The organism is Micromonospora sp. NPDC005161, from assembly GCF_053599855.1.
In genome coordinates this window covers 22,055-34,590 of the sequence record NZ_JBSFYQ010000056.1, presented here as the reverse complement: position 1 = coordinate 34,590, position 12,536 = coordinate 22,055, and the positions used below count along the sequence as shown (strand labels likewise).

At 68.4% G+C, this 12,536-nt stretch carries 12 protein-coding genes and 1 pseudogene; 10 read left to right on the top strand and 3 right to left on the bottom strand.

What is annotated here, in order from left to right:
• The first annotated feature begins 901 nt into the window (after window positions 1-901).
• The 4 genes from ACWD5O_RS33050 (at window position 902) to ACWD5O_RS33035 (ending at window position 4,337) form a co-directional block, all read left to right on the top strand.
• Window positions 902-2,134 (top strand): low temperature requirement protein A, encoded by a 1,233-nt coding sequence (locus ACWD5O_RS33050; protein WP_450087694.1) that lies wholly within the window; start codon window positions 902-904, stop codon window positions 2,132-2,134.
• Window positions 2,135-2,165: 31 nt separating this feature from the next.
• Complete coding sequence (locus ACWD5O_RS33045) at window positions 2,166-2,435, top strand: helix-turn-helix domain-containing protein (RefSeq protein ID WP_387326709.1); 270 nt, start codon at window positions 2,166-2,168, stop codon at window positions 2,433-2,435.
• 260 nt (window positions 2,436-2,695) lie between these two features.
• Window positions 2,696-3,433, top strand: coding sequence for a VOC family protein (locus ACWD5O_RS33040; protein WP_450087696.1), 738 nt, complete (start codon window positions 2,696-2,698; stop codon window positions 3,431-3,433).
• Between the two features lie 430 nt (window positions 3,434-3,863).
• Window positions 3,864-4,337 carry a hypothetical protein gene (locus ACWD5O_RS33035; protein ID WP_387326335.1) on the top strand — a complete coding sequence of 158 codons (474 nt, stop codon included), beginning with the start codon at window positions 3,864-3,866 and terminating at the stop codon, window positions 4,335-4,337.
• A 21-nt stretch (window positions 4,338-4,358) separates the two neighbouring features.
• Here ACWD5O_RS33035 and ACWD5O_RS33030 read toward each other — a convergent pair whose 3' ends face one another.
• The 3 genes and pseudogenes from ACWD5O_RS33030 to ACWD5O_RS33020 all read right to left on the bottom strand — a co-directional run.
• Window positions 4,359-5,333: an SLAC1 family transporter gene (locus ACWD5O_RS33030; RefSeq protein ID WP_450087693.1), complete on the bottom strand. Its 975-nt coding sequence runs from the start codon at window positions 5,331-5,333 to the stop codon at window positions 4,359-4,361.
• Window positions 5,334-5,449: 116 nt separating this feature from the next.
• Window positions 5,450-5,755 (bottom strand): DUF302 domain-containing protein, encoded by a 306-nt coding sequence (locus ACWD5O_RS33025; protein WP_450004682.1) that lies wholly within the window; start codon window positions 5,753-5,755, stop codon window positions 5,450-5,452.
• Between the two features lie 302 nt (window positions 5,756-6,057).
• Window positions 6,058-6,240, bottom strand: a pseudogene (locus tag ACWD5O_RS33020) (alpha/beta hydrolase); the annotation flags it as partial.
• A gap of 198 nt (window positions 6,241-6,438) precedes the next feature.
• Here ACWD5O_RS33020 and ACWD5O_RS33015 point away from each other — a divergent pair.
• From ACWD5O_RS33015 to ACWD5O_RS32990, 6 genes are all read left to right on the top strand, one after another.
• Window positions 6,439-6,873, top strand: a complete 435-nt coding sequence (locus tag ACWD5O_RS33015; RefSeq protein ID WP_450087692.1) for a serine hydrolase — start codon at window positions 6,439-6,441, stop codon at window positions 6,871-6,873.
• A 496-nt stretch (window positions 6,874-7,369) separates the two neighbouring features.
• The gene (locus ACWD5O_RS33010; protein WP_450087691.1) at window positions 7,370-9,850 is read left to right on the top strand and encodes a M14 family metallopeptidase; all 2,481 of its coding nucleotides are present in this window, start codon (window positions 7,370-7,372) and stop codon (window positions 9,848-9,850) included.
• A gap of 48 nt (window positions 9,851-9,898) precedes the next feature.
• The gene (locus tag ACWD5O_RS33005; protein ID WP_450087690.1) at window positions 9,899-10,162 is read left to right on the top strand and encodes a hypothetical protein; all 264 of its coding nucleotides are present in this window, start codon (window positions 9,899-9,901) and stop codon (window positions 10,160-10,162) included.
• Between the two features lie 168 nt (window positions 10,163-10,330).
• Window positions 10,331-11,386: a CapA family protein gene (locus ACWD5O_RS33000; protein ID WP_450087689.1), complete on the top strand. Its 1,056-nt coding sequence runs from the start codon at window positions 10,331-10,333 to the stop codon at window positions 11,384-11,386.
• A 315-nt stretch (window positions 11,387-11,701) separates the two neighbouring features.
• On the top strand, window positions 11,702-12,052 hold the full coding sequence (locus ACWD5O_RS32995; protein ID WP_387326314.1) for a hypothetical protein: 351 nt from the start codon (window positions 11,702-11,704) through the stop codon (window positions 12,050-12,052).
• On the top strand, window positions 12,049-12,492 hold the full coding sequence (locus ACWD5O_RS32990) for a MerR family transcriptional regulator (protein WP_450087688.1): 444 nt from the start codon (window positions 12,049-12,051) through the stop codon (window positions 12,490-12,492). The genes ACWD5O_RS32995 and ACWD5O_RS32990 overlap by 4 nt, the downstream gene beginning before the upstream one ends.
• Window positions 12,493-12,536: the final 44 nt, after the last annotated feature.

The following is a 12,536-nucleotide window of genomic DNA, read 5'->3' as shown; positions in this document are numbered from 1 at the left end:
CGAGCCTGGCAGAATAGGTGATCACGTGGAGCCCTCTCGAAGACTGATTCCGTCGCAAGAACCTGTCTATCGATGGCTCCACGCCCACATCCAGCGCCGTCCGCTATGGACGCAATGCCCGTGTCATCCGCAACCCGCTGCACGGCCTTGTTGAGATCACCTCACTGGGTGACATCGTCACTCAAGGTCTCCTCCTTCATTGTCGTTGCCAAAAATGACGGTCCATATCCAGACCGATGCACGACGACCAGCTGGGTCTCATCGTAGATCCGGATCGTGCCGGTGTACCGCCCCGTTCACCCGTCACCGACAGGAGTCCGGGAGTCCTGCTTTCACCCGAGGAGGTCTCAACCCGGTCCGCAAAGCCGAGCCTCCACGACAGGGTCGGATAGCCTGCGCCGACCGCGACGACAAGGGAGCCCGACCATGAAGCTGCCGCCCGGAGCCACCGGCTTCAACCCGCGCTCCAGCCACCGAGCGGACTCGATCCGGTTCATTGCCGCGTGTCACCACGCCGCCCGCGCCATCGGCGCAACCGTCACCGGCGTGACCCGTCACAGGTCGACTTGAGCGCTCTCGACCCCGGCGAGCACGACCAGATCCGCTACTGGAAGCCAACCACCCTCGGCGAGCTGCTGTTCAACCACTGGGACTGAAGACCAGTAGCCGGAGACAAGGAACGATCAAGATCGTCTAGTCGGACGTGTCACGAATCAAATGACAGCGATCCGTAACGCATCAAGTGGAGCCCGACATCGCCGGAAGCCGGCTGTCCGGTTCTCAGGACCTGCGTGACATATCGGAATAAGTAACTCACCGGCGTCGACTGTCGCCCGTCCGTGTAACGCCGGTCGCTCGATCCAGTCCATGGCGGCACGTCCGCGGTCATCGCCGCTGCCGCATGCCAGAATGCTCCCAAACGTGGAGCAGAGCTGGCAGAACGGGCGAGCCGATGACGACTGGCAGGGCGTCCGAGCTGGTGCGGAAAGCCGAGGATCCACAGCGGGCCACGTTCCTGGAACTCTTCTTCGACCTGGTGTTCGTCCTCGCGCTCGCTCAGCTCTCGCGCGGCTTGGCCGAGGATCTCGGGTGGGGCGGCGCCTTCCGGACGCTGGTGCTGTTGGGGGCCCTGTGGTGGGTCTGGTCCAGCACCGCGTGGCTGACCGACCGGACGGACCCGCAACGAACGGTAATCCAGGCGCTGGTCATCGCGACCATGGTCGGCAGCCTGGTGATGGCGGCCGCGGTGCCCGAGGCATTCGGCGACACGGGCCTGATCTTCGCGGGCGCCTACGTCGCCATCCAGCTCGGCCGCGGGCTCGTCCTCGTGGTCGTTCTGCGTGGCCACGAGCTGCAGCGCACCGGCGTGCGCGGGCTGTTCTGGTACGGCCTGTCGGCGCTGCCGTGGTTCGCGGGGGCGCTCGTGCAAGGTACGGCGCGTGGTGCGTTGTGGGCACTCGCGGTGGTCCTTGACCACACGGCAGGCAGAATCGGCTTCCCCACCCCGGGGGCGGGCCGTACGCCCAGCGAAGATCTTGTGATCTCGGGCGAGCACCTGTCCGAGCGCTACCGGCAGTTCTTCATCATCGCGCTCGGCGAGCTGATCTTCGTTACCGGACTGGCCCTGAGCAGCAGCGGCTTCGCGCCGGACAGGGTAGCCGCGTTCGCAGTGTCGATCGCGACCACCGTGCTGCTGTGGCGGATCTACATATACCGCGCTGGGCAGGTCCTGGCCGAAGCGATTGCCGTGTCTGGCGACCCGGTCCGCCTCGCCGGAACGGCGTCATACGCCCACCTGGCCATGGTGGCCGGCGTGGTCGCTACAGCCGTCGGCGACGAACTTGTCATCGCCCGTCCACTCGGGCACACCCCACCGGCCTGGATCGCCGTCATCCTCGGCGGACCCGCGCTGTACCTGGCCGGGCGCGCCCGCTTCGAGCACGCGGTATTCGGCCGCGTATCCCGGTCCCGACCAATCGGCGTCCTTGCACTGGCCGCCCTGACACCGGCGATGCTCCCCCTGCCACCAGTCGTCGTCGCCACCGCCGCTGCCCTCGTCCTGACCGGGATCGCCATATCCGACGCAGCCCGCGCCCGCGGACGGCCGCCCGAGCCGCCGTCACCACCCGGCTAGCCAGAGGTTTCACCCATGTCTCGAGACTGATCTGTTACGCACGTCCCGCAAAGAGCTACTGGCAACCGGGGAAACCGTACGCAAGCGGACGGCCGGAACTGGCACAGAACTCACCAGCCAGGAAGCCCAGATCTCCAGGCTGGCCAGAGACGGGCACACCAATCCTGAGATCGCCGCCCAGATGTTCATCAGCCCACGCACGGTGGAGTGGCACCTCGGCAACGTGTTCAGCAAGCTCGGCGTCAGGTCACGCAGGCAACTCCGCACATTGCTCTCTCCTTCGCAACCGCCGCCGACGTAATCAGCAGCGGTCTCGCGATATCTGGCAAGGAGACCTGCGCGCGAACTCACGCCCAGCTTGGGGAAAAGGCCTTGTACAGGTGGGTCGAGACGGTACGCGGCGGCAGCACGAGTCGCGCGGCGATCTGCTTCGTGGCCGACTCGTCCACCGACGTGCAGCGGTGTCCCGCCTGGTGCTTTCCGATCGTCACCCAGTCCTCCGCCCTGCGAGGCCACGTCTCCGTCTCCCGGATCGACCTGAATTCCTTTAGCATCGTCGGCGTGGCAACGCGGCTGGTTCAAATCAACATGAAGGCTCGGGACGACTCCGCGCTGGGCGGCTTCTGGGCGCAGGCGCTCGGCTGGGAAGTCTCCAGCGAGGGACCCGGCGTGACCAACCTCGAACCCGAGGGCTTCGTCTACCCCGACCCCGTCGCTGTCTGCATCGACCTCGTCGTCTCCCCGGAACCCAAGACGGTGAAGAACCGCGTGCACGTCGACCTCGCCACCACCTCGGCGGCCCATCACGCGGAGGTGATCACGCGCCTGAAGGATCTCGGCGCAACACCCGCCGACGTCGGCCAGGGCGACGTCCCATGGACGGTCATGGCCGATCCAGAGGGCAACGAGTTCTGCGTGCTGGACTGGCACGACCCGATCCGAGACACCGGACCGATCGCCACGGTAGTGGTCGACTGCGCGGATCCGCGTGCCATGGCCCGCTTCTGGGGCGAGGCCATGGACTGGACCCTGCACGAGGTGACCGACCACAAAGCGGTACTGCGCTCCGCCAAGGGTGTCGGCCCATATCTGCAGTTCCTCCGCACACCCGACGTGAAGACCGTGTGGAACCGCGTCCATCTCGACGTCCGCCCGTACCCGGGTGACGACCTGGAGGTCGAGGCGGCCAGGCTGCGCACTCTCGGCGCCACCGCCATCGACCTAGGCCAGAACGAAGTCCCGTGGACGGTCCTCGCCGACTCCGAAGGCAACGAGTTCTGCCTCCTCGCCCCAGGCTGAGCAAAACCCTCTTCACCCGCTCGCTACGGCAACGGCGCGGACGTGCGACGGCCGCCGCGCCCCGGGCGGCTGCCGACCCACCAGCTGCCCACCCAACGGGCTGTCGTTCTGCGGCGGTCCTCCGGGCTTCCCGCTGTCCGCGCCAGCTGCCGGGCCTCAGGCGTGACGGCCGCAGAGCGGCAGCGGCCGGCGAGCGCCCTGGCGGCGCGTGCGGCCCGTTGCGGCCGCCTTGGCCCGCGTGACAGGACTCCCCGCGAGCTGCGGCACGGCTTCGTGTGGCGGAGAGCTGGAAGGCAGCGTCCCGGTTGCCGACGGCGTTTGGCACGCGCGGGTCGCGGCAGAAATGACGTGGCACGGGGTGGGTATGCCGGACATCGCGGCCAGAGGTCGGCGGGACGCGGGCGATAACGGACAAAGCCGAGGTGATCTCATGGCAAGGAACTGGCTGGCCAGTCTGACGAACGGGATCGTGGCCGGTGCCGCCGGTACGCTCGCCCGCGAACTGTTCAGCAATCTCGACGTGGGCGTCCGGGCTCGCCCGATGAGCGACACGCACGAGCGTGCCGTGCAGCGGATGGTGGATCTGGCCCACGTGAACCTGGGGCCGGCAGACCGGGCGGCGAAGCGGCGTGCCGGGTTTGGGCCGGTGTTCGGATTCGTCAACGGAGTGTTGGCCGTGTCGCTCTTCGCGGCGCTCACCGGGCGGCGGCGGCCACCACTGCCGGTGGCGGCGGGGGTGATCGGGATCGGCGGCATGCTGGTGGCCGACGGGTCGATGGCCGCGCTCGGGGTGACGGACCCGCGCCGCTGGGGCGCCGAGGGCTGGCTCGAGGATGCCCTACCGTACGTCGCGTACGGCCTGGTCGCCGCCGCGACGCTCAAGCGGCTGGACCGGTGCGGCTGACGCGGCCCGGCGCACCGGTGTTCAGCGGTCCGGTCGAGCGGGTGCCGGAGCCGTTGGCAGCAGTTGCCCGCGGGCCGCGGCGACAACCGTCCGGACGGCGATGCCGCCGATCAGCACGGTGATCGCGGCCAGCACCAGGTACGCGTAGACCCGGTGCCCGGACGGCCGGGTGTCGGCGATCCAGTGCAACGTGGTCGTCGCCACCGCCGCGAACGGGAACGTGAACGCCCAGAACGTGGGGGCGAACGACAAGCCCAGGTACGCGGGGAGGAGCCGGACCTGAGTGAGGACCATCAACAGCCCGTAACCGGAAATTAGCGAGACGACAAAGTCGATCCGCGCCCCGTTGAGCGCAAACAGCGCCACGGCGGCCAGCGCAGGGGGCGCCACCTCGATAGCCAACGTCGGAATCAGCGCTGGCGGCAGCGGCGGCCGGAAGAACAGCCGGTTGAGCGTCAGCGAGCCGATGACGAGCCAGCAGACGAGCCCGAGTCCCAGCATGAGCAGTGAGAGCGGGCGCTGCCCGACGACGGCGGTGCTGGCGGAGGCGACGAGTCCACCGGCCACGGTGGGCAGGAAGTAGCCGGGGTGCATGCGGTCGACGTCGAGCGGGCCGTACATCCATTGGCCGGTTATCCATGCACCGAACAGCACAGTGAGGACGACGAACACGTCGACGACGATCCGGGCGGCACCGAGGTGGTGCGGCGCGAGGCCCTGGGCGGCAAGCGGCATCGGCGTGATCACCGCGAGCGAGGCGAATGGGGCGAGCACCGGATCGAGCAGGTCAGCGACGAGCGCGCGGCGGACCGACAGGGTGTAGGCCGCGTAGCCCGCCGTGGTGGCCAGCCAGACCGCCGCCGCGAGCACGAGCAGGGCGTCGCCGACCCAGGTCGGCGCGCTGCCGCCGCCCGCCGCGACGGCCCAACTGCCCGCCAGGCCGGCCAGCCCGAAGGGAATGCCGAAGACGGTCGGCGGGACACGGACGGCGGCCATCGGCGCCTCTCCTGCTCGGGCCTTGGGTCCACGCTGCCGACGCTCACCGCCCCCAGCGACGAGCGGTGCCGGGGTGGCCTGTTGCGGGCTGTGTGGGCGGCCGATTCGGGCCGTGCTCAACGGCCGTCGACCACGGACGCGATCTTGGCTGGGGCGTTCAGGGGTGCGAGCTGATCCTCGCCCAGTCCGTACCGCTGGGCGAGGTACGCGGGGTCCTGCCAGGTCACCAGCGAGCCGGGCTGGCCGTCGTTTCGCACCATGAGTCGCATTGGCAGGTCGATGGCGATCTCGGGACGGGCCTGCATGAGCGGAGTGCCCGCCTGCGGGTTCCCAAAGATGATTACCTGTGTGTCGGGCATACTCAGCCCGGCCTTGCGAGCGGCCGCCGCATGGTCGACCACCGCCGCCACCGCAGCGCCCACGCGTTCCGCCTCAGCCCGCAGCGCGGAGATTGTCTCTCCGACATCGTAGGCGCTCCGCCTGGTCACCAATCCGTCGTTCACGGCCGACCCCCGCTCACCGCGTCGCTGGGCGAATCCATCTCATCTTGCCCGCACCGGAGGCCGGTCTGGGGAGGTTTGCCGTAAAACGGCTGTGGGAACTGCTCGTACCTTCGCCGTCGGCGACGCCCCAGCTGTCGAGTAGGAGGCCGGTCCGACCTTCGTCGGCCCGAGCGAGCTACCTACCGTGTGAGCCGGGGCGTCGCCGCGACGACTTCGTTGCGTCAGGCCGGGGCGGCCGGACAGCTCGCGCCGGTTGGGGGTGTGGCTCTTTCGATGAGGTACCGCTCGACGTGACTCCGGACGCACTCCGTCCGTGGGCAGCTGCCGTGCCCCGACCCCTCATAGGTGAGGAGGTGGGCTTGCCTGCCGATCTCTCGCACGACCCGGAGCGCGCCGTCGTACGGGGTTGCCGGGTCCTAAACGACCGTTGAGCACCAGCAGCGGGGCGCTCGTCCGTACCCGCAGCTGATGTTGCCGGTTGATCGCCGTCCAGCCCAGGCAGTTCGCGGTGAAGCGGACGGCCAGCGGTGAGGCCCGCAGGGTGAGGTGCCGTGGCGCGGGTCAGTTTGAGGTCTCTTTCTGCACAGTCGCAGCGATACGACATGTACACCCGCGAGCAACTCGTGGCGCGGGCGATGAACCACCGGCCGGACCTCGAACCCGAAGAGAGCTGGACCTACTCCAACACCGGTTTCGTCCTGGTCGGCAGGATAATCGAGCGTGGCGTCGGCCGGTCTCTGCAACAGGAGGACACCAATCGGATCGTCTGTCCGCTCGGGCTGCACCACACACCGCCAGGACGTTCCAAGCGTCACACCGCCCGGCCCCGCCACCGGGGTAGGCGCGTCACCAAGGCGACCAACTTTGCACTCACCCGTCGGCGCGCACTAGCCGTAGACGTGGGGGCTGTATCGGTCGATCGACACGAACCGATTCCCAGCGCGGACTACGCCTATCCGGCGTCATCCCATTCGGCTAGAAGTCACCCGACGGACAGCCGGAACCAAGTTCCGGTCTCGGAGCCTCCCCACGTCTGACTGCGTCGGCCGCCAGCGGGCCGCCGTCCAGGCACCCGAGGGCGACGTCGGGCCCGCCGTGCCTGACGGTCTGACCACGACTTGCCATTCCAGTTCAAACGGGTCCGCCCAGGTACTCCAAGATCGCGGCCACAGCCACCGCCTTGATCATCGTGATCTGCGCGGATCTGGAGAATCGTCAGACGGTGGCCACCTCACGCTGAGCACCACCCGCCGAAGTCCACGCAGGACTGCTCCGGACGTCAGTAGCCGAGCTTGAACGACTAACTCAAGCAATGCTCAAGATCGGGCTCACGCGGGCCGTCGATGCGAAGAATTTGCATACACTCACCGCGTCCAGGTCGCTCACAGCCCGCATGCGCCTCTTACGACGACGACCGTCGTCGTACCCAGGCTCACCGCGGGCGACCTCAGCATATCCATCCGAATGGTTCGGTCCGGCCCGCTCGTGGGCCGGCCACGCATCAACCACAGGCCGAAACAGAAGGAGGGAAGCATGCACCGCAGACGACTGCGCATCGCGCTTCTCGCGCTGCCCGCCCTGGTGGCGAGCGTCCTCGTCGTGCCCGCGCCCGTAGGCGCGGATCCCGCGGCGTCCACAGCCACGACGGGTTCGGGGCGGTCCCACCTCGAGGACCAGGAGTCGGTACGCCTCGTACGCATCCAGCTGACCGGTGCCGACATGCTGGACAAGGTGGTCGCCGCCGGCTTCGACCTCGAGCACGGCCTCAGGCGCGTGCCCAGCGGCATCGAAGGCGAGGCGGTGGTAACCGCCGAGCAGATCGCCGAACTCGAGGCGATGGGCGTCGAGATCCTCGGTGACGACGAAGGGTTCGCCTGGAGCGAAGAGGCCGACGGGGGCATCCAAGCCTCCCGTATGCAGGCTGCCCAGCCGCTCAGCCACGAGGAGACGGTACGGATCGTCCGCGCTGACTGGTTTACCACGAAGGGCCAGGGTTTCCTCTACGTCGAGGCGCGGACCACCGAAGGGCAGCAGGCGGACCCGATCGTCACCATGCAGCTCGAGAACGACTCAGGCCGGCGCACCTCGTTCGGCTTCGCCCGGACGATGAGCCGGTTCGTCGACTCCGGGCAGTACATGTTCCACCGGAACCTGTTCAAGCTCGACGTGCGCCCGAACCAGATCCGGGTCACGAGCTCGACCGGTGGCGTCACCACCGGCGACGTCTCCGACTGGCTCGAGGACGCTCCGCCGCCGCTGACGGAGAATCGGGGCTACAAGTCGGACTTCGTCGACGGCTACCGGAACCCGCAGCAGCTCTACAGCCGCGCCAAGGAGATCGCCCGGCAGTACCCGGACATCGCCGAGATCGTCTACCTGCCGAACCAGACGAATGGCTACCAGCGCAAGGCGCAGGCCACGATCGGCGGTACCGGGCAGTCTGCGGTCGTCGTCAGCTCGACGGCGTGGGGCCACGAGGGTGGCAACGACATCACCGTCGAGTTCGTGGAGCGCCCGGGGGCGAACCTTCCGCTCACCGTCGAGGTGGCGGGCAAGGCGGTTCGCGTCCTCCTCGCGAAGGACGCCTCCGCCGGGGGCGCGAGTACGGCTACCGAGGTGGCGGCGGCGCTGGAGGCCCAGTCCCAGGGCCTCATCGACCGGGCGCACCCGTACCGAACCAACGCGGGCACCGGCATCGTCGCGCCGACGTCCGGCCCGGTCGCGCTGACCGACTTCCTCGACCAGAAGCGCGTCGGCGCACCGGAGGGCGAGGTGCCGCGTGGCCCGGCCACGATCCCCGTCCTGCGGATCGGTAAGCACCGCGACGGCAGGAACCCCGGTGTACTGATCCAGGCGCAGGACCACGCCCGCGAGTGGGTGCCCGCGACGACCTCGCTGGAGTCGGCCGAGCGTCTGGTGCACAACTACAAGTCGGACAAGGAAACAAAGAAGATCGTCGAGAGCACCGACATCTTCTTCATCCTGTCCAACAACCCCGATGGGGCGAACTACAGCTTCTACAACTTCGCCTCGCAGCGCCGGAACATGACGAACCACTGTCCGGATGAGAACGCAGATCCGGCCCGGCGTAACTCCTGGGGCGTCGACCTGAACCGGAACTACCGGGTCGGGTCGGGTCACGACGGCTACTCGGGTGCGTCGACCAGCTGCGTCAGCGACACCTACCAGGGACCGGAGAAGCTGTCCGAACCTGAGTCGGAGAACATCATCTGGCTGGTCGAGAAGTACTCGAACATCAAGTTCATGATGTCGGTGCACTCCAACGGCGGCCAGCTGTTCTGGCAGCCCGGCGCCTACATCGCGGACGGGCGGATCACCACGCCGCGCCCGCCGCTGGGTGACGAGGCGTTCTACTGGCAGTCGGCCGGCCGGATCCTGTCGCAGGTCAAGGCGCACCGGGAGACCGTCGTCACGCCGGAGAACGTCGGCGGCTCGTCGGACGTCCTCTACTCCTCCGCGGGCAACGTGCGCGAGGACCTGTACCACACCTATGGGATCTACGCCTTCGGCTGGGAGGTCGGCGGCTCGGTCTACAACCCGGCCACCGGCAACTGGCAGGGCGGCTCGTTCCAGCCGGTGTGGGAGGGCGATCCGAACCTCGTCAGCGGCCACGCCGAGACGATGGAGTACGCCAACGGAATCATGGAGATGTTCCGGGTCGCGGCGGACTGGGGCAAGGACAAGAAGGACCCGACGTCCAAGCTCGTTCCCGGCGGCGGAAAGTACTCCAAGCCCGTCGACGTGCGCTTCGAGACGAGCGAGCCGGCCACCATTTACTACACGACGGACGGCAGCCGGCCCACACTCCAGTCGCCACGCTACGAAGCGACCGAATTCCGAGAGCCGGGCGAGGTGTTCCACGTGACCGAGACGACGACGTTTCACTGGTTCTCGGTCGATGCGGCGGGCAACATCGAGCAGAACTACGACCCGACGAAGATCGACAAGCGCAACAACTACCGTAAGGCGACCATCACGATCCGCAAGAAGTAAGCGCCCATCTGGTCCGAGCGGGGTCGCGGGTCAGTCATGTAAACCCGGTTGGATGAGATTGGTCCGCCGGTACAGGTTCACCTCGAAGACCTGTACCGGCGGACCTCCCTCCAGGGACCCGGTAGCGTATCCGCCGTCGTCGCTCCCCGGTCCACGCCGCCGGCGGACGGCAGTGTCGCCGCTCTGGTCTGGGCCTCCGTCCCCCTCGACCAGTCCAACCGCGACGACGGCCTCGCGCTCGCCCGGCAGATCCGGCTGGCCGTCGAGGGCGCCGCCGGCCGTACGGTGACGGCGACCCGGCTCGACCGTTAGCACGGCGACGTCCCCACACTGGCCGAGCGACTCGGCGTGGCCGACTGGCCCGTCGGGGATCAGTGGGACGCGTTGCGCGCCGCCGACTCGCTTTCCAGGCAGGTCAGGCCGACGGCAATACTGGCCAAGTCGGCCTAGGATCGGGCGGGTTTCTGTACGCTGCGCTGAGTGAAATGGGCACGTTCCTTCGTCGCGCTCGCGGCGACCTTGACTGTTGCGGCATGCGATGCCGCCCGGACCCCGCCGGCCGGTGCGCCAACCCGCGCCGCCCTTTCGGCCTCCCCGTCACACCCCGCCGAAATCACCTTGGCCTTCGCGGGCGACGTGCACTTCGCCGGTCGTACGGCCAACCTGTTGGGCGACCCGGCGACCGCGTTCGGGTCGATCTCGTCGACCCTGTCGGCCGCAGACCTGACGATGGTCAACCTGGAAACGGCGGTCACCACACGCGGCGCTCCCGAGCCGAAGGAGTTCCATTTCCAGGCGCCAGCAAGCGCGTATGACGCGGTGAAGGCCGCCGGCATCGACGTCGTGTCGATCGCCAACAACCACGCGTTGGACTACGGGCGGACGGGGCTGGCCGACACCCTGGACGCAGCCAGGGCCGTTGGGATGCCGACCGTCGGGGCGGGCGCCGACGCGGCAGCGGCGTACCGGCCGTGGATCACCGAGATACGCGGCACCAGAATCGCTATCCTCGGCTTCAGCCAGGTCTCCGAGCTGTGGTCGGAGTGGAAAGCCACCGACACCCGGGCCGGCATCGCGATGACCCGGGACCTGCCGCGCGCCACCGCGGCGGTGCGCGCCGCCCGGCGCCAGACCAACGTGGTCATCGTCTACGTCCACTGGGGCACGGAGGGCGACGCGTGTCCGCCCGCCGAGGCTCGCGCGTTCGCTCGCGAGATGGCCGAGGCGGGTGCCACGATCGTGGTCGGCACCCACGCCCACCTACTGCTCGGCGACGGGTGGCTCGGCAAAACTTTCGTCCAGTACGGACTCGGAAACTTCCTGTGGTGGCGTGACGACGCGTACAGCAACGACACGGGGGTGCTGCGGGTGACCCTCGACGGTTCGGCGATCTCGAAGACGGAACTGGTACCCGCGACGATCTCCCGAGGCACCGGTCGACCCGAACTCGCCGGCGGGGAGGACGCGGCCCGGATCCGCCGGGAGTACGCGGGCCTGCACGCCTGCACCGGACTCGCTGCGAGCCCCACCCGATAGTCGGGCGAAGCACGGCCGGGCAAACCTGATGTCTGAAGGATCGATGGCTGTCGTGGATACTCCCGCAGTGGCGAAGAACGGGCTGGGATAGCCGGCGGACGGTGTCGGCGCGGACCTGATCGCACCCCACAACGGTGCGCGGTCCGAGACGGTGTTCACGGTTGTCGGGCCGGTCGAGATCGACGTGCCCTGGGACCGCGATGGCAGCTTTGCCCGGGTTTCCTCGCTGCCAGTCGACCTTGCCGGGCCGCCCGAAACCGAAGCTCGCGCGAGCGGCTTGCATCTTGTACCTAGGTACAGGTCTACCGTCGGAGCATGACCGAGATGAAGGCGCTGGGTGAGGATCCGTGGGTGCCGCAGGCGTGCACGCTGCCGACGGTGGAGCGGCCGTTGCGGCTGGCCGAGTTCGATGACCTGTTCGCCTCAGCGGTGGTCGGAGTGGAGCGGGTTGACCGGTTGCGGGTGCGGCTGGAGCTGCGGCCCGAGCCGACGGTAGCCGGACGGGCGGCGGACCTGGTTACAAGGGAAACCGGGTGCTGCTCGTTCTTCACCTTCACCTTGACGGCGACCGGCGGGCAGCTCGCCTTGGACGTAGCGGTGCCGGCGGGTCACGTCGACGTACTCGACGCTCTCGCCGCACGCGCCGGGCTCCAGGACGTCGCGTGAAGCCGGGGTTGCGGTCGGGGCAGGTAGCGGAGGCGGCGGGGGTGAACCAGCAGACGCTGCGCTACTACGAGCGGCGAGGTCTGGTGGCCGAGCCGGATCGGACGTTGGGTGGGCATCGGCTCTACCCGCCGGAGACGGTCACGGTCCTGCGGGTGATCAAGACCGCGCAGCGGCTGGGATTCACCCTGGATGAGGTCGCCGACCTGCTGGACGTGGGTGTTCACCGACATGGTCGACGGCCCGAGGCCGGGTTGCAGGCCCGCGCTCAGGCGAAGCTGGTCGAGGTGGAGCAGAAGATCGCCGACCTGTCGGTGATCCGGGACACGCTGCGCGAGGCGGTCGCCGCTGGCTGCGACGACCTGGTCGTGTGCGCGGACAGCCCATGCTGTCCGCTTCCGTTCGTGGAACTAGCCAAGGGAGCTGATCTTGTCGAGGGTTGATCCACGTCGATTGTTGCCGTCCGGGTTGACCGGGCTGGCCGGCG

What these genes read in the sequence shown, in the direction of transcription:
- ACWD5O_RS33050 (WP_450087694.1), top strand. Translation starts at nt 902, where the DNA reads ATGCCAGAATGCTCCCAAACGTGGAGCAGAGCTGGCAGAACGGGCGAG.
- ACWD5O_RS33030 (WP_450087693.1), bottom strand. Translation starts at nt 5,333, where the DNA reads ATGGCCGCCGTCCGTGTCCCGCCGACCGTCTTCGGCATTCCCTTCGGG.
- ACWD5O_RS33015 (WP_450087692.1), top strand. Translation starts at nt 6,439, where the DNA reads ATGTACACCCGCGAGCAACTCGTGGCGCGGGCGATGAACCACCGGCCG.
- ACWD5O_RS33035 (WP_387326335.1), top strand. Translation starts at nt 3,864, where the DNA reads ATGGCAAGGAACTGGCTGGCCAGTCTGACGAACGGGATCGTGGCCGGT.
- ACWD5O_RS33010 (WP_450087691.1), top strand. Translation starts at nt 7,370, where the DNA reads ATGCACCGCAGACGACTGCGCATCGCGCTTCTCGCGCTGCCCGCCCTG.
- ACWD5O_RS32995 (WP_387326314.1), top strand. Translation starts at nt 11,702, where the DNA reads ATGACCGAGATGAAGGCGCTGGGTGAGGATCCGTGGGTGCCGCAGGCG.